Origin of the sequence: Rhizobium sp. P44RR-XXIV (genome assembly GCF_001999485.2) — a bacterium.
In the GTDB taxonomy this organism is placed as follows: Bacteria; Pseudomonadota; Alphaproteobacteria; order Rhizobiales; family Rhizobiaceae; genus Rhizobium.
The window spans coordinates 622969-639377 of record NZ_MPVZ02000025.1; the positions used below are offsets into that span (position 1 = coordinate 622969).

Consider the following 16409-nt stretch of genomic DNA (forward strand, 5'->3'; position numbering starts at 1 on the left):
CTGGAGACAAATCTCTGCCAATCGTTTATTCTGGTAAAGTAGTGACTTTATCATAGTAAAAGAACTAACAGGATGGCCGATCTCCTCGACACGGAAAATCCGCTCGGGACCTATCTCAGGGACCGTCGCAGCAAGCTTGATCCCTCCGCCCTCGGCTTCGCCTCAGAGCGGCGCCGGACGCCGGGGCTACGGCGCGAGGAAGTGGCGCAGCGCGCCAATATCAGCCCGACATGGTACACATGGCTTGAGCAGGGGCGTGGCGGTGCGCCGTCTGCCGACGTGCTCGACCGCATCGCCCGCGCGCTGATGCTGACGGAGGTCGAGCGGGAACATCTGTTCTTCCTCGGCCTTGGCCGTCCGCCCGAGGCACACTACCGCAAGAATGATGGCGTGACACCGCGGCTGCAGCGCGTGCTCGATGCCCTCGAGCCATGTCCCGCTCTCATCAGAACCGCCACCTGGGATGTCGTCGCCTGGAACCAGGCGTCGCGAGTGATGCTGGTGGATTACGAATCCCTGCCGCCGGGCGAGCGCAATATCCTGCGCTTCATCTTTCTCGATCCTCGCGCCCGTGCCGCGCAATATGATTGGGAAAGCGTGGCCCGTTTCACCCTGGGTGCATTCCGCATCGACGCCGCCCGCGCAGGCGCCGTCACCCAGATCGAGCCTTTCGTTGCCGAAATGTGCCGGCTCAGCCCGGAGTTCCGGGCCATGTGGCGGGACAACGATGTTCCCGCCACCCATACCGAAGCCGTCAAGCATATCCACCACCCGGTTCTCGGCCCGCTCTCTTTCGAATATTCGGCCTTTTCCGTCGACGGCCGAACGGACCTCAGCATGGTCGTCTATAACCCTGCAACGCCTGAGGATGCCGAGCGGATCAGCTCGCTATTGTCAATCTCGCCGTCGGCGCCCGTCGCCGCCGAAGGAGTTTGGCACGCCCTGAAATCCTGATAGTCCCAGACCCAGCTGGGGGAACAATTAACTCGGCGAGCATATAGGGCTGCCGGCAAGCATAAACGGGGAAAGTGACCTGCATGATCATAGAAAGCGACGCCCGTTTCTGGGACCGGGCTTCAAGCAACTACGCCAAGGGTGCGATCGCGGATCAGGCAGGGTATGAGCGCACGCTGGAGAGCACCCGCGCGCTGTTGAACTCAGGCGACAGGATATTGGAACTGGGCTGCGGAACCGGAACGACGGCGCTCAGGCTTGCGGGCGATGTTCAAGACTATCTTGCGACGGATATTTCCGCGCAGATGATTGCCATTGCCAGGGAGCGTCGGATCGCCAATCCCATGGCGAACCTCAGATTCCGCACCACGACAGCGGAAGCCGTGACGCCCGGCCCGGTGCCATTTAATGCCGTTCTGGGATTCAATTATCTGCATCTGGTCCGCGATCTCCCGGGCACGCTGCGCCACATCCATGGCCTGCTCGCGGCCGATGGCCTGTTCATCTCAAAGACACCCTGCGTCGGTGAGATGAACCCGCTCATCCGGCTCGCCCTGTTGCCCGCGATGCGGGTAATCGGAAAGGCGCCCTACGCCGGCGTCTTTCGGGCATCGGAACTCAGCAAGCAAATATCTGCCGCGGGCTTCGATATCATCGCCACGGAAAATCACGCGACGAAGGGCAACGACAACCGGCCCTACATCGTGGCCCGCAAGAGGTAACGAAGGCACTTCCGCGCCGGCACATGGCCCATCTTTCGATTGACGCCAGCACTAACTCCGCTCTAAATTCTCCCTGTCGAAAATGGCTGGCTTGGTCTCGGTAGGCCCAGGCCCTTCTCCCAAATGGAGAAGCTCTCTTCCCACGCCCTGCGTGAGATCCCCCGACAGTCCCGGCGCCTTGGCGCGTTCTGGGTCTGCCCGGTGGCCATCCGACGATGCTCCTTCGGCAGACCGCATTCGAAGGAGTCATTTTATGTTCGCAGTCGATAAATCTCAGCCCATCCTCGTCTATCTCGCTGGCGGCGTGCAGGGCGGCGCCGTCGTTCGTGCCGCACGTCAACGCGGCTTCAAGGTCAGGGCGCTTGTCCGGGACCGGACGCGGGCTCCGGCACTGGCGGCGCTCGGCGTCGAGCTTGCGGAAGGCGATCTTCGTGATCCTGCATCGCTTCACGCCGCCAGCGCGGGCATTGCCCATGCCGTACTCCAGATCCCGATCGGATCGCTGGAAGACATGCGCATTCAGGCTGAGAATGCTGTATCGGCATCGCTCGCCAGCGGTCTCACTTCCATCATCCTGAAGCTCGCAAGCGCCAGCCGTCCCGTGCCCTGCACGGAGCCGAGCTTCGTCGCAAATGCGATGATCGAGGACGTGGCCCGCCGCTCAGGCCTGCCCTTCGTCATCGTGAGACCGACCATGTATCTCGACAATCTCCTGAAGCCTTCGGCGCGAGCTGACATTGTCGAGCATGGAATATTCGCGCCGCCCATTGCCGCGTCCCAGCGGATCGCATGGACATCGACGGATGATTGTGCCCGGGCGGCCGTGACCCTGCTGGAGCGTGGCGTCGATGCCGGCGATCACCGTATCGCCGGGCCGGAAAGCGTTGGTGGCGATGAACTGGCGTTGAGGATCGGCGCGGGGCTCGGGCGCAGTGTCATTTATCGTCACCAGCAACTCGATGAATTCGAGCGGGATGTCGATGCCGCGATGGGGCCGGGAACCGGACGCCGCGTCGCATCCAAGTTCCGCTTCTTCGCAGCGCATCGGGAGGAAGCGGATGCGATATTGTCAGGGGCGTTCAAGCCGCAACCCAGCCTGGAGGATTTCCAGCCAACGGGTATCGAGGAATGGGTTCGCCAGCATAGGGCGGAGTTTTATGACGGCCAGGCCTAGATAAAGACGCATCGATAACAGCAAGGACCCACGTGCTCTTGAGAAGCACGGGGTCTTTGCCACGGCTCCGAGAAACGGGAGCCTCAATCGTAGTAACCGGGAGCCTGCCTGAAGCGGGGCCAGGCTTCCGGATCATGCCCGGTAACGATCATCGCTCCAACCTGTTCGGCCACGGCGCGCAGTTTTTGAACCGACCGCACGGTGTCCACGGCCGAAGCGAGGAAGCCGGGCAGAGCCTTTTCGTTCCAGTGATCCAGCGTGTAGGCGGCATCGGCGGCCAGCAGGATTGCGCCTGATTTCGGCAGGTTTACCAGAAAGGACTGGTGGCCGACGCTATGACCCGGCGTGAACAGCATGTGCAGCGTGCCGTCGCCGTAAAGGTCATAACCATCCGTCGCAGCGCCCTCCAGAAATTGCCATTTCAACTCGGGACGATCGAAATCGCGGCGGACATAGGCGCTGGCGGCAAACCAGTCGGGCGTAAAGGCGTATTCATACTCCCGACGCTGGACGATGTGCGTCGCGTTGGGGAAGCGGCCGATGGCACCCGTATGGTCGGAATGGAGATGGGACAGCACGACCAAGCGAATGTCTTCGGGCGCAATGCCAATGCCAGCCAATTGCGCCACGCATCCCTGAGACTCGACCATGACGGGCTTGTAGTTGTCGACGGCATCGCCCCAATAGCCGCGGGGATCGGCCAGGCCTTCGGCGGCAAGCCCGCCGTCGATCACCACATGGCCCTTGGGATGGGTGAGAAGAAACCACGGCACGGGTATCTCATAGTCGACACCGTTACCCTCCCCCATCCTGATATTGTGGACCTTGCACCTCTGCGTGCCCGATTGAAACATGTATAGCCTGATGTCGCTCATCGCCCTACCTCTGGTGGATTTCGTTGACGTCATATCCCTTGTTTCGGCGATAGGCGGCGCGGCCGGTAGGCGGCATCGTCCATTTTCATTTATCGGTTGAGCCGATATATTGATTCCATGGATCTGCTGGTGGCAATGCGCGTCTATGTCAGGGTGGTGGAGCGTGGCAGCATGTCGGCGGCCGCGCGCGATCTCGGCATGGGTCAGCCCGCTGTCAGCGAGCGTATTGATCGGCTGGAGCAATATATCGGCGCGCGGCTGCTCCTGCGAAACACCCGCAAACTGTCCGTCACCGATGTCGGCGCGGCCTTCTACGAGCGCAGCAAGCAGGTTCTCGAAAGCGCGGCCGACGCTCTGACTGTGGTCAATGGCGACCAATCATTGCGCGGCATGCTGCGGATCGCCGCGCCTCATGGTGTGGGCGAAGTCATCCTGCCGTCGATCCTGCGCCAGATGCGCGAGCTTCATCCCTTGTTGAAAATCGAACTGATCCTCAACGACCGGATCGTCGACCCCGTTACCGAAGGCGTCGATATCTCGCTGCGCCTCGGCGATCTTGGCGAGGGCAGCTTCATTGCGAAAAAGTTCGGCCATGTCAGCCGCGTGCTGGTGGCGGCACCGAGCTACATCGAGCGGCACGGAGCGCCGGCAAGCCCCGACGAACTCGCCGACCATCCTTTTCTGCGAGTCAGCGGCCTGTTCAACAATGGGCGGCTTCCATTGGTCGGTCCCGATCAGCAAACCGAACTTGCCGCCATCGATAACGTTGTCAGCACCAGCCATTGGCGGCCCTTGCATGCCATGCTGCTGGATGGAGCAGGCATCGGCGTCTTGCAGGAACCGGTCTGCGCCAAAGATTTGGCCAGCGGTCGATTGCAGCGATTGCTCCCCGGATACATCGTGCCGGGTTTCGATCTTCACGCCCTCTATCCAGCCATCAGGCCCGTTCCGCCACGGATCAGGGCGATGCTGTCTCTGCTGGAGGAAAAGCTACCGACAATCCTGCCGGGCTGATGTCATCAAGATGAGTGTGAGCTCGACGGCAGCTAGGCATCACGCTAACCGATCTTCTGCGTCGCTATAGCGGGTGTCGCCCGCAGGGTCAGAGCCCAGAAGAGAAGCGTTGCCAGGCTGATGGCGGCGCCGGAGACGCAGACGCCGGTCCAGCCTGCATGCGCGTAGATGATCGTCGATGTCGAGGAACCGATAGCGCTGCCGATGGAGTAGAACACCATATAGGCGGCAGTAAGCCGGCTCTGCGCGTCCGGCCTGACGCGATAGATCATGCCCTGATTGGTGACGTGCGTCGCCTGCAGGCCGAAATCGATGACGAGGACGCCGACGATGAGCCACAGGATCGACTGATCCAGCATCGAGATCGGTAGCCAGGCAAACAACATCAGCGCAAGCGCTATCCCCGTTATTCTCTGCCCATGGCCGCGGTCGGCCCAGCGCCCTGCCCTGATGGCACCGAGCGCGCCGGCCGCTCCGGCAAGGCCGAACAGGCCAACCTCTGTGTGCGACATGAAGTAGGGTGCTGCCGTCAATGGCAGGACCAGCGGCGCCAGCAAGGTCGTGATGTTGGCGAAGATCAGCATGGCGATGACGGCACGGATGCGCAGGATGGGCTCCTCTACGAGCAGCGTCGCAAGAGAGCGGATGAGGCCGACATAGGAAAGGCCCGATTGCGGCCTCTGCTGGCGGGGCAGTGCCCGCCACAACAACAGCGCGATCACCAAGGTCAGCAGCGCCGAGACGATATAGACAGTCCGCCAGCCGGAGATATCCGTCAGCGTTCCGGCGACGCTTCGCGCCAACAGGATGCCGAGCACGATGCCGCTCGTGACCATGCCAACGATGTGACCTCGCTCCGAAGGGTGGGCGAGGCTCGCCGCATAGGCGACCAGCGCCTGCGTCACCACGGCCAGGAAGCCCACGGCAGCCATCGAGGCAAGCAGCATTGTCGCATCGGTGGAAAGGCTGACAGACACCAGTGCGAGGGCCGTCAGCAGCGATTGGATGATGATGAGCTTGCGCCGGTCAACCAGATCGCCGAGCGGCACCAGCAGGATCAGGCCCAATCCATAGCCGAGCTGCGTCGCGCCGACGATAAGCCCCGCGACTGTGCGCGAGAGGCCAAGATCATCGGCCATGACATCGAGAAGCGGATGGGCGAAATAGGCGTTGGCCACCGCCAGGCCACTGGCCACGGCAAACAGGAGGATGGTGGCGCGCGTTAACGGCGAACTGCTTTCGGCGAAGGGCTGCTCAGAATCGAGACGCGCGATATCGTTCGCGCCGCCTGCCGGCGGCACGTTTTGCCTGATGGTCATTGCAAACTCCCGTGCTTTTAGTTTAATAATAAAACCATCGATCGACTAACATTATTGGTTTAATAATGCAACCGATCTCGCAAGCAAATGATGGAGAGAGCTAGGCAAATGGTGGCGCGAAAGAGTCTCAAAGGCGATTATTGCCCGAGCGCGCGCTCATTGGACGTGATCGGCGATTGGTGGTCGCTGCTCATCGTACGCGATGCTTTCGACGGGCTGACGCGCTTCGGCGAGTTTCAAAAGAGCCTCGGCATCGCCAAGAACATTCTGACGGAGCGGCTGCGGACGCTGGTGTCGAGCGGCATTCTGGAGCTCGTTCCGACAAGCGAAGGCGGCACGCGCATGGAATATCGCCTGACCGCGATGGGAAAAGACCTCTTCCCCGTGATGGTGGCGCTTCGCCAGTTTGGCGAACGCCATCTCTTTGCACCGGCGGAAGAGCATTCGCTGCTGGTGGATCGGGCGAGCCGACAGCCTGTCCGCCTTGACATCAAGGCACAGGACGGCCGGTCCATCGGCCCGGATGAAACGGTTATTCTGAAGGTGCCCGAAGACAAATAGGATGCCGCTTGCTCTCTTGGGTAATCTGCCGTCTAGACATGCGCCATACCGCCATCGACGGTGATTTCGGCGCCGGTCGTGAAGCTAGCGGCGGGTGAGAGCAGGAAGGCAATCGCTTCGGCGACTTCCTCCACCCGTCCCCAGCGTCCCATCGGGATCATCTTCTCGACATAGCTGCGGATTTCGGGAATAGCGGTCGCAGCTTCGGTCAACGGCGTTTCGATCGGCCCCGGAGAGACGACATTGACGCGGATGCGCCGCGCCATGATGTCGGGTGACGTCCCGAGATTGCGGGCGAAGGCGCGTATGAAGCCCTTGCTTCCTGCATAGAGCGCATCGCCGGGCTGGCCCTTGCGCCCCGCAACCGAGCCGACGAAGACCACCGAGGCGCCTTCCGCCAAAAGCGGCAAAGCATGAACAAACGTAAAGACGGCGCCGCGAACATTCACATCCATCAAGCGATCATAGCTGCCGATATCGAGGTCGCCGATCTCAGGTGCATTCGACAGACCGGCGTTAATCACCAGACCATCAAGGTGGCCATGGCGTGACGTGATCTCGCTCATGAGGCGGATGATATCATCCGGCCGGCCAATATCGGCCTGGATGCAGTCGCCACGAGAGCCAAGGTCGTCGGCAAGCGCCGCCAATCGGCCTTCGTCCCTGCCCGTTGCGACGACATGTGCGCCGGCATCGGCGAGCCGTAGCGCGGTGGCATGACCGATGCCGCTGCTGGCACCCGTCACCAGGATGATCTTGCTGGGGAGATGCGTGAAAGTCTCTGGAGTCATCGGTCGACCACTGTTATCAACACTCGTTGATAATTCAGATAGAGGCGAGCAAAGAAAATGTCAACAAATGTTGATAATGGAGGCCGAGCACCTCGCCTTTCGGCGGCGGAAAGCCGGGGGCGCATTCTTGCGGCGGCGCGCACAGCCTTCACACGGGCCGGATATGATGCGGTGGGGGTGCGCGAGATCGCTGCGGCCGCAGGCGTCGATCCCGCAATGGTGCCGAGACTATTCGGTTCCAAGGAAGCGCTGTTCACGATGATTGCCGATGGCGCATTCGGGCTGGAACCGGTCTTTGAAGGATCGATTGAGGGCATGGGCGAGCGCGTCGCGCGCCATCTGATGGCGCCGATCACGCATCACACTGCAGAGGATTTCGACGAGTTCGCCTTCCTGCTGCGATCGGTCGGCAGCCCGACGGCGGCGTCAATCCTTTCGTCCGCGCTGCATGCCAGCTTCATCAAGCCGCTCTCAGAACGCATGACGGGGCCGGCCGCTGAAGCTCGGGCTGCACTCGTCACAGCCTATGTGATGGGTTTTGCCGTGCTGCGCGCCGGGCTCGGCTCTTCGAGCATAGAGTCGGCGGGAGATGAGGTGATCGTCGACAGGCTCGGAAGCGCCATTCAGGCCTGCCTGACGCCCTAGACAATATCTTTCGCCGGCGAACCAACTCCTGCAGTTACCATCAGAACACCAGCGATCGGTGCAACTGCGCCCCGGCCCAGGCGCCATCGCCGACGGCGAGCGTTACCGAGTGCGGGATGCGGGCGGCATCGCCGCAGGCAAAGGCGCCGGGGATGGTGGTTTCCTTCATGGCGTCGGTCTGGATCTGCGTGCCGAAGGGCGTTTCCTCGATGGTGCAGCCGAGATGTTCGGCGATCGGGGTCGCGGGTGAAACGCGCGATGCGGTGAAGAGGCCCGCGAAGGGGAGAAGGCGGCCATCGGCAAGACGTATGTCGGCCTTGCCTTCCAGCCTTGTGACCAATGTTTCCTCGATAGTAACACCACGCGCTTCGAGATCGGCGCGCTGCTCGGCATCTGGAGTGAAGGACCCATTGAGGAAGAGGGTCACCTCTCCCCATTCCGGCAGCAACTGCGCCTGATGCACCGAGATCGGCCCGGTGGCGATACAGCCGATGCGGCCCAGATCGAGCTCATAGCCGTGGCAATAGGGGCAGTGGAACACGCTCTTGCCCCAGCGCTCGCCGAGGCCCTCGATGGCGGGCAATGCGTCGGATACGCCGGTCGCAAAGAGAAGACGCCGGCCGTCATGGCGAACACCATCGGCTGTCGTGACGGCAAAGGCGTCCTTTTCTCCCTCGGCCCGCTCGGCGAGCCCCTCGACCCAGGTCAATGTCGGATAGGCCAGAAGCTGTTCGCGCGCCTTGCTGGCGATCTCGGCGGGGTCGACGCCATCCTGCCCGAGAAAGCCGTGTGATTCCGCGGCGAAACGATTGCGGCGCTGGCCGGCATCGATCACCAGCACCTTGCGCCGGGCACGGAGAAGCTGGAGGGCGGCTGCCATTCCGGCGTAGCTGCCCCCGATGACGATGACGTCATGGGTCATGATAATTTCCTTGTTTCACGCCAATCCGCATGACGCCGCGCGAAGTCGGCGGCGAGATCGGCGAGGGTGACGGTTTCAAAACGCTTGAGCAGCAATGCTCGGCCTCGGCAAAGGCATCGTCGAGCACGGAATTGACCGCTTGTTCGACCAGACATTCGGGCGTTTCGTTGCGATTGCCGATGGCGAAGACCGCAGGCTCGCCGAGCGCCTCGTGCAACTGGCGCAGGGTTACCGTGCCGAGATCACTGGCAATCGTCCAGCCGCCGGTATGCCCCTTGGCCGAATGAACGATGCCAACCTCGCGCAAAAGCCCCATGGTGCGGCGCACGACCACCGGATTGGTGTTCATGCATTGCGCCAGGGTTTCGGATGTGACGGGGCCGCCCTGCTCGGCCATGTGGAGCAGGGCGTGAAGGACGGAGGAAAGGCGGCTGTCTCTTTTCATGTAACTTCAATTATTACGATTCGAAGCGACATTCAAGAGCAAAACTATTTTCGGTTACGCTCCGCGAAACGGACCTCACGCGCCGAAGCACAGATGCGCACCTCATCGCCAAGCGACCATTCAGCCGCTCGTGCCGCCATAGTCGCCGGAACAGCTTCGGACCCTGGTCCCGCCGGGACATCGTACGTCGCATGCGCATCATGCGGCAGCAGCACACCATAACCACGCTGCAGGGCCGCGCGCGCCGTCGCGGCAACACACATCTCCGAGAGCATGCCTGATATCACCAGGTCACGCACGCCGAACGAGGTCAGAATGGCGTCGAGATCGGTGCCGTCGAAGCCATCGTCATTGGTCTTTCTGATGACGAGTTCGCCGGATCGTGGTGGGAAATAGAGTTTCCATCCGGCCTGAAGCGGCTCGTCCGGTGCGCCTACTGGACCATCGTTCTGCAGAAATATCACCGGTGCCCAGGCGGATCGGGCCTTCTCCAGCAGGAGTTCCACCATTGACGTCAACGTCGCATGGCCGGGAACCGCGGCCGGGCCTTCCACGAAGGCATTCTGCACATCGACGACGAGCAGGGCATCGGCCGTCTTGATGAGATCGTTGGTCGCTTCCTGCTTTTCTTCCATCGATACGCCTACCTAGTGTTCTGAAGCTGCACACCATATGGCGGCCGCGTGATGAGAGTTCAAAGCCTTCGGCATCACTTCGAGGCGGGCCATCGGCAGTCTGACAATGATGAAGACCTTACAAAAAGGCCTTCACGACCATTTCCACGCCGAGAAGAAGAAGGCAGACCAGAAACCAGCGCCGGAAGGTCGCGGGACTGACGCGGTTGCGGATGACCTGCCCGGCCCACATGCCCGCCAGCGCCGGGACGATCACAAGGGCCGACAGTGCGAGATTGTCGATGCGGAAGGCGCCATGCCATGCCAGCGCGCCGGCCAGCGCCACCGTGGAAACGGTAAAGGAGAGGCCGAGCGCCTGCACCAGATCGTCCTTTTCGAGGCCGAGCGCCTGTAGATAGGGCACTGCAGGCACGACGAAGACGCCTGTGGCACCTGTCAACAGGCCGGTCACGAGGCCGATGACCGGTGAAAGCATCGGCTCCAGCTTCGGCGGCACGCGGAGCTGGCGGGCGAGCAGCGCATGGGCGGCATAGAGCGCGAGCGCGGCACCCAGGGCACCCGTCGTCAACAGCGAATTGCCGCTGGTGAGCAACGACGAGCCGACAAAGGTGCCGATGACGACCGCCAGCACCAGTAGCCAGAACCGCTGCGCAAGCTTGCCAAAACTCGGACCCGCCAGCAACTGCCAGACATTGGTCACGAAGGACGGGACGATCAGCAGGCTGGCTGCCGTCAGCGGCGAGATCAATGCGCCCAGCACGCCCATCGCTACCGTCGGCAGCCCCATGCCGGTCACGCCCTTGACGATGCCGGCGGCAAAGAAGGTGGCGAAGATCGCGGCAATGAGCGGTATCGAATGATCCATCATGCCCTTCCCTAGCAAATCCGGAGCCGGGGACAATGCGGATGAAGCGAAGCCAGGCTTCGGCTATGCCGAAGGCTGGAGATGAGATACTCTCCTTTCATGCGCTTCGATCTGACCGACCTTCGCCTCTTCCTCTCCGTCGTCGATGCCGGGAGCATCACGCATGGGGCCGCCGATGTCGGACTTTCGCTGCCGGCCGCCAGCGAACGGTTGCGCGACATGGAGGCCAATGGCGGCGTGCAGCTTCTGGAGCGCGGGCGACGCGGTGTGACACCGACACCGGCCGGTGAGGCGCTGGCGCATCATGCCAGGCTGATCCAGCGGCAACTGGCGCAGATGCGCGGCGAGCTTGGCGAACATGCAAGTGGCCTGCGGGCGACCATCCGGCTTGTCGCCAACACCGCCTCCATTGCCGAATTCCTGCCGCAGCGGCTTGGAGATTGGATGGCTGCGCATCCGCGTGTCGATATCGAACTCAGGGAGCGCCAGAGCATCGAGATCGCCAGGGCCGTTTCGTCCGGGCTGGCGGAGATCGGCATTCTCTCGGATGCCGTCAACACGTCGGGCCTGGTGCTGCGGCCCTTCGCCATCGACCGGCTTGTCGTGGTCATGCCGCGTGACCATGCGCCTGCGGCGGAAAAGAAGATCGCTTTTGCCGAGATCCTGCACGAGCATTTTGTCGGGCTCGCGAGCGGCGCGCTGCAGGATCATATCGACGCGCAGGCTGCCCGGCTCGGCACGCGGCTGAAGATGCGCGTGCGGATGCGGACCTTCGAGAGCATCTGCCAGATGGCCGCCCAGGGTATAGGCCTCGGCATCGTGCCCGAAACGGCGGCGCGGCGGTGCGGCCGATCCGCAGGGATTGTCGCATTGCGCCTCACAGACGGCTGGGCTACACGCCAGCTGTCGGTCTGCACACGCTCGTTGGAAGAGTTGCCGCCGCCGGCCCTGGATCTTTTCGAGCATCTGGCGGCGCGCTGACCAAAACTCCTTATTGAATAAGCAATGGCTGATCGAATAGGCTCGCCCGCGTGGCTGTCTGGGGGAGACAGTTCGTTGGGAGGTCAACATGGAAATTCAGGACGACGATCTCGATCGATTCGAGGCGGAGGGGGCAGCACCCCTGCCGGACACGGAGGCGAGCGGCCACGTCGACCATGACGGTATCAGCATATGGTACGCGTCCTATGGCAGCGGCGCACCGGTGATCCTTCTGCATGGAGGCTTGGGAAACAGCGGTAACTGGGGCTATCAGGTGCCGGCGCTGATTGACGCCGGCCATCGCGTCATTGTCATCGACAGCCGCGGCCATGGTCGCAGCACGCGCGATGCGCGGCCCTATTCTTACGAGCTGATGGCGTCCGACGTTCTGGCCGTGATGGATCGGCTGGGGATCGCAAAAGCCGCCATCGCCGGGTGGAGCGATGGTGCCTGCACGGGCATGATCCTTGGAAGAACCCATCCAGAGCGCATTTCAGGGGTCTTCTTCTTTGCCTGCAACATGGACCCGAGCGGCACCAAGGAATTTGTGCTCACGCCGATCGTCGAGCGTTGCTTCTCTCGTCACACCAAGGATTACGCCGCTTTGTCGCCGACGCCTGATGCGTTCGATGCTTTTGTTCAAGCCGTCAGCCTGATGCAACAAACGGAGCCGAACTATAGCACGGACGATCTGGCCGAGATCCATGTACCCGTGGCCATCGTTCACAGCGAGCATGACGAGTTCATTAAACGCGAACATGCCGACTATCTTGCGCGGCATATTCCGGGCGCGGAACTCGTTCTTCTCCCCGGCGTCAGCCACTTCGCGCCATTGCAGCGGCCGGCGCAATTCAACGCGGCCTTATTCGCCTTCCTCGCTCGGATTTCGGCCTGATACGAGATTCAGTTGCGCACGTCCGATTGTTGGAATAAATGATGAGCATCATCTTATTCGACACTCCGGTGACCGATTCGCCACTGACAGGCCCTTCCGCCCCGGGGAGCAAAATCAGCTCCAGGCAGGAGAATTTCATGACAGCTTCTTTGTTTTCACCGCTTGCCGTTGGTCCCCTCGAACTATCGCACCGCATCGTCATGGCGCCGGTGACCCGCATGCGGGCAAGCCAGCCCGGCAATGTGCCTTCGGCTTTGAACGCCGAATATTATGCGCAGCGTGCCAGCGAGGGCGGGCTGATCATTTCCGAGGGATCGCAGGTTTCGCCCATCGGACAGGGCATGCCGGCAACGCCGGGCATTTACACCGCCGAACAGATCGCCGGCTGGAAGGCCGTAACCGATGGGGTCCATTGTAGGGGCGGCAAGATTTTCCTCCAGCTCTGGCATGTCGGCCGCATCTCTCACTCATCGCACCACCCGGATGGCGCTCTGCCGATTGCCCCTTCCGCCATTGCCGCCAAGGGGCAGGCCTTCACCGCCTCGTTCGAGCGCGTGCCCTTCGAGACGCCACAGGCGATCGACATCGATCTCATGCCGCTGTTGATCGACATTTATGCGCAAGCAGCCGCCAATGCGAAGCAGGCGGGATTCGACGGTGTCGAAATCCACGGCGCCAACGGCTACCTGATCGAGCAGTTCCTGCAGGCGCGCACCAACCAGCGTACCGACCAGTATGGCGGCTCGATCGACAACCGCACGCGACTGCTGCTCGAAGTCGTCGAGGCGGTTTCCAAGGTCTGGGGCTCGAACCGCGTCGGCGTCCGTCTTTCGCCCTTCGGCATTGCCAATGACAGCGGTGAGGACGACCCTTTGCGCCTTTACGGCCATGTCATTCGCGAGCTGGATCGACTGCATCTCGCCTATCTGCATCTGATCGAACCGCGCGCCAGTGGTGCCGGCTTCGCCGAGGTCGACCACAAGAACGTGCCATCGGCGGCGGAACTGTTTCGTCCTGCCTGGTCGGGCACATTGATCGCGGCTGGAAACTTCCGGCCCGAGAGTGCTCAAGCGGCGCTTGCCGCAGGCCACGCCGATGCCATCGCCTTCGGACGGCTCTTCATCGCCAATCCCGACCTGCCGGAGCGTATCCGTCGCGGCGCTCCGCTCAACCCCTATCATCGCCCGACCTTCTATGGCGGCGGCGCCGAGGGATATACCGACTATCCGACACTCGATGCCAGGGAGGCCGCCGAATGAGTATGCCAAGCGCCATTATCGTTGGGGTGGGGGCAGAACAGGGACTGGGCGCCGCGCTGTGCCGGCTCCTCGCCGGCAAGGGCTACCATGTCGTCATCGCCGGACGGACACCGGCCAAGATCGATCAGGTCGCAGGAGCCATCAGGGCATCCGGCGGCAGTGCCGAAGCCATAGAAACGGATGCGACCGACGAAGCGGCTGTCGTACGGCTGTTCGAGCACGCCTTTACGGCTCGGGATGGCATAGCCGCACCCGATTTCATCGTCTTCAACGCCGGCATCAACCGCCCCATCGGCTTTCGCGATCTGACGGCCGCCCAGTTCGAGGAATTCTGGCGCATCTGCTGTTTCGGCGGTTTTCTCGTCGGGCGCGAGGCGGCTCGTCATCTCACGCCGCTCGGCCGCGGCACCGTGATCTTCACCGGCGCTTCCGCCAGCCTGCGCGGCAAGGCGGGCTATGCCCAATTCGCCGCCGCCAAGGCAGGCTTGAGAATGATCAGCCAGAGCATGGCGCGGGAGTTCGGACCACTCGGACTGCATGTCGCCCATACCATTATCGATGGCGGCATTGATGGCGAGCGGCTGCGCGCGCGGCGACCCGATATGGATGCCAGCGGCTTGCTGAACATCGACGCCATCGCCGAAAGCTACTGGCATATCCACCGCCAGCATCCTTCAGCCTGGACCCAGGAGCTCGATCTGCGCCCCTACAAGGAAAATTTCTGAGACCGCTAGCCGAGGCAGATCCTAGCAATTCCGTGACAGCGCCTTCGCTATGGCGAGGAATTTGGGCTGGGCGGCATCGAATGGATTGCGATGACCGACATCGGCACGACTTTCGGTCAAGGACGTTTCGCTCGGGATCGTAAAGGACCATGCGGACGGACGTTTCCGACTGCGACGGAAGAGGTGGCGGAGACGGCCAAGGATACCGTGCGTGGCGACCCGATCCTTATCCGCAGTGCTGCACGGCTCAACGGCATTCGGGTTTTCTGGATCACCCCAACGATCGAAATAGAGATCCCTGAAGAAGTGATTGGTTGACATTGGCACTACCTTTTGAATCGATTCAATTACGATTCGAGCTTGTTGATTGAATCGGTTCAAACCTACACTCAATAATTCCAGTGTCAAGCGGAATTGAACCGATACAAATTCCTGCTAAACTGCGTGGCAACGGAAATGGAGAGGCTATTGGCCAAGGGCACGATCAGGCTCGCGGATGTCGCCAAGGCGGCAGGGGTATCGCAGGGGACCGCATCGAATGTTTTCAGCCGGCCCGATGTGGTCCGCGAGGAGGTGCGCGAGCATGTGCTCGAGACCGCCAAACAGCTCGGCTATGCCGGCCCGAGCCTGACGGGGCGGTTGCTGCGGGCGGGCAAGGTCAATGCGATCGGGGTCGCGGCTGCGGAACCGCTCGCCTATTTCTTCGACGATCCGTGGGCGAGAGCCCTCCTGGCCGCCATCGCTCAGGTCTGCGATGCCAGCGGCACCGGGCTTGCGCTGGTTTCGGCCAAGGATCGGCAGAAGCTCGACTGGACCATCAAGAGCGCCCTCGTCGACGGCTTCATCCTGCTCTGCGTCGAGGGTGGCGAAAAGCTGGTGCAGCTGACGCGCGAGCGGCAATTGCCCTTCATCGCCCTGGCATTGAATGACGACGATCCATCGGTCCCATCGGTCAGCGTCGATAATGCCGGCGGGGCTGCAACAGCCGCCAGGCATCTGGCGGAATTGGGTCACCGGCGTTTCGCCGTGCTTGCGACGGAATTTTCCTACGATCATGTCGGGCCGGTCGGTATTGGCGAGATCGAGCGTGCTGTCTATTCGACCTCGCGCGATCGCGTCACCGGCTATTGGCTGGCGCTCGAGACCTTCGGCATCCGGCGCGAGGATGTTCCGGTCTACGAGACGGATAACCAGAAGGCGAGTGTCGAGGCCGGTCTGGAATACCTGTTTTCCACGCCTGAGCCGCCGACTGCCATCCTCGCAATGTCCGATTATATCGCCCTATTGACCATGAGCTGGCTGCAGGCGCGCGGGCTTTCAGTTCCAGGAGACGTCTCCCTCGTCGGCTTCGATGGCGTGCCGGAAGGCGGCATGGTGGAGCCGGGCCTGACGACGATGGCGCAGCCCTTTGCCCGGATCGCAGAGCGCGCGGTAAGAGCGGTACTGGACGATGCCATACCCAGCGAACGCGAGATGATCGGCGTCGCACTCGTCGTGCGCGGCAGCACCGCACCGCCAAAGCAATAGCCTACGCGACAACGAAAACTCAGGGGATTGGCCGCCGCGGCATATCCCGCTCGATAGAGCATTTTCGATTTTCTTCGAACCGCGAAAACGCTCTATCTTG

The 16409-nt window shown here is 62.0% G+C and carries 18 protein-coding genes and 1 pseudogene; 12 read left to right on the top strand and 7 right to left on the bottom strand.

Annotation, left to right across the window (positions count from 1 at the left end; genetic code table 11):
• Positions 1-72: 72 nt before the first annotated feature.
• The 3 genes from BSK43_RS08430 (at position 73) to BSK43_RS08440 (ending at position 2850) form a co-directional block, all read left to right on the top strand.
• Positions 73-954 carry a helix-turn-helix transcriptional regulator gene (locus BSK43_RS08430; RefSeq protein WP_077468368.1) on the top strand — a complete coding sequence of 294 codons (882 nt, stop codon included), beginning with the start codon at positions 73-75 and terminating at the stop codon, positions 952-954.
• 83 nt (positions 955-1037) lie between these two features.
• Positions 1038-1676, top strand: coding sequence for a class I SAM-dependent methyltransferase (locus BSK43_RS08435; protein WP_077468367.1), 639 nt, complete (start codon positions 1038-1040; stop codon positions 1674-1676).
• Positions 1677-1929: 253 nt separating this feature from the next.
• Entirely contained in the window at positions 1930-2850 is a 921-nt protein-coding gene (locus BSK43_RS08440; RefSeq protein ID WP_077468366.1) for an NmrA family NAD(P)-binding protein, read from the top strand.
• 83 nt (positions 2851-2933) lie between these two features.
• Here BSK43_RS08440 and attM read toward each other — a convergent pair whose 3' ends face one another.
• On the bottom strand, positions 2934-3725 hold the full coding sequence (gene attM, locus BSK43_RS08445; protein ID WP_077468365.1) for an N-acyl homoserine lactonase AttM: 792 nt from the start codon (positions 3723-3725) through the stop codon (positions 2934-2936).
• 117 nt (positions 3726-3842) lie between these two features.
• Here attM and BSK43_RS08450 point away from each other — a divergent pair, with 117 nt between their 5' ends.
• Positions 3843-4739, top strand: coding sequence for a LysR family transcriptional regulator (locus tag BSK43_RS08450; protein WP_077468364.1), 897 nt, complete (start codon positions 3843-3845; stop codon positions 4737-4739).
• Positions 4740-4783: 44 nt separating this feature from the next.
• Here the strand turns inward: BSK43_RS08450 and BSK43_RS08455 are convergent, their stop codons facing one another.
• Positions 4784-6058: an MFS transporter gene (locus tag BSK43_RS08455; RefSeq protein ID WP_077468363.1), complete on the bottom strand. Its 1275-nt coding sequence runs from the start codon at positions 6056-6058 to the stop codon at positions 4784-4786.
• A 108-nt stretch (positions 6059-6166) separates the two neighbouring features.
• Between BSK43_RS08455 and BSK43_RS08460 the strand changes: the two genes are divergently transcribed.
• Entirely contained in the window at positions 6167-6619 is a 453-nt protein-coding gene (locus BSK43_RS08460; protein ID WP_077468362.1) for a helix-turn-helix domain-containing protein, read from the top strand.
• Positions 6620-6651: 32 nt separating this feature from the next.
• On the opposite strand, the gene BSK43_RS08465 is transcribed toward BSK43_RS08460, so the two are convergent.
• Positions 6652-7410: an SDR family oxidoreductase gene (locus tag BSK43_RS08465; protein WP_077468361.1), complete on the bottom strand. Its 759-nt coding sequence runs from the start codon at positions 7408-7410 to the stop codon at positions 6652-6654.
• A 57-nt stretch (positions 7411-7467) separates the two neighbouring features.
• Between BSK43_RS08465 and BSK43_RS08470 the strand changes: the two genes are divergently transcribed.
• The gene (locus BSK43_RS08470; protein WP_077468360.1) at positions 7468-8055 is read left to right on the top strand and encodes a TetR/AcrR family transcriptional regulator; all 588 of its coding nucleotides are present in this window, start codon (positions 7468-7470) and stop codon (positions 8053-8055) included.
• A gap of 40 nt (positions 8056-8095) precedes the next feature.
• Here BSK43_RS08470 and BSK43_RS08475 read toward each other — a convergent pair whose 3' ends face one another.
• The 4 genes and pseudogenes from BSK43_RS08475 to BSK43_RS08490 all read right to left on the bottom strand — a co-directional run bounded on the left by BSK43_RS08475 (position 8096) and on the right by BSK43_RS08490 (position 10925).
• Entirely contained in the window at positions 8096-8977 is an 882-nt protein-coding gene (locus BSK43_RS08475; RefSeq protein WP_077468359.1) for an NAD(P)/FAD-dependent oxidoreductase, read from the bottom strand.
• Positions 8974-9422, bottom strand: a pseudogene (locus BSK43_RS08480) (Rrf2 family transcriptional regulator). Before BSK43_RS08480 ends, BSK43_RS08475 begins: the two are co-directional and overlap by 4 nt.
• Positions 9423-9466: 44 nt before the next feature.
• A complete protein-coding gene (locus tag BSK43_RS08485) occupies positions 9467-10057 on the bottom strand; it encodes an isochorismatase family protein (RefSeq protein ID WP_077468358.1) in 591 nt (196 codons plus the stop codon).
• A 118-nt stretch (positions 10058-10175) separates the two neighbouring features.
• Positions 10176-10925, bottom strand: a complete 750-nt coding sequence (locus BSK43_RS08490) for a sulfite exporter TauE/SafE family protein (protein ID WP_077468357.1) — start codon at positions 10923-10925, stop codon at positions 10176-10178.
• Positions 10926-11021: 96 nt separating this feature from the next.
• On the opposite strand from BSK43_RS08490, the gene BSK43_RS08495 reads away from it, so the two are divergent.
• The 6 genes from BSK43_RS08495 (at position 11022) to BSK43_RS08520 (ending at position 16309) form a co-directional block, all read left to right on the top strand.
• Positions 11022-11903 carry a LysR family transcriptional regulator gene (locus tag BSK43_RS08495; protein ID WP_077468356.1) on the top strand — a complete coding sequence of 294 codons (882 nt, stop codon included), beginning with the start codon at positions 11022-11024 and terminating at the stop codon, positions 11901-11903.
• 88 nt (positions 11904-11991) lie between these two features.
• The gene (locus BSK43_RS08500; protein WP_077468355.1) at positions 11992-12798 is read left to right on the top strand and encodes an alpha/beta hydrolase; all 807 of its coding nucleotides are present in this window, start codon (positions 11992-11994) and stop codon (positions 12796-12798) included.
• Between the two features lie 137 nt (positions 12799-12935).
• Complete coding sequence (locus BSK43_RS08505) at positions 12936-14057, top strand: alkene reductase (protein ID WP_077468723.1); 1122 nt, start codon at positions 12936-12938, stop codon at positions 14055-14057.
• Positions 14054-14782 carry an SDR family NAD(P)-dependent oxidoreductase gene (locus BSK43_RS08510; protein ID WP_077468354.1) on the top strand — a complete coding sequence of 243 codons (729 nt, stop codon included), beginning with the start codon at positions 14054-14056 and terminating at the stop codon, positions 14780-14782. The genes BSK43_RS08505 and BSK43_RS08510 overlap by 4 nt, the downstream gene beginning before the upstream one ends.
• A 90-nt stretch (positions 14783-14872) precedes the next feature.
• Positions 14873-15100 carry a hypothetical protein gene (locus tag BSK43_RS35055; RefSeq protein ID WP_169055377.1) on the top strand — a complete coding sequence of 76 codons (228 nt, stop codon included), beginning with the start codon at positions 14873-14875 and terminating at the stop codon, positions 15098-15100.
• A 138-nt stretch (positions 15101-15238) separates the two neighbouring features.
• Positions 15239-16309, top strand: a complete 1071-nt coding sequence (locus tag BSK43_RS08520; protein ID WP_077468352.1) for a LacI family DNA-binding transcriptional regulator — start codon at positions 15239-15241, stop codon at positions 16307-16309.
• Positions 16310-16409: the final 100 nt, after the last annotated feature.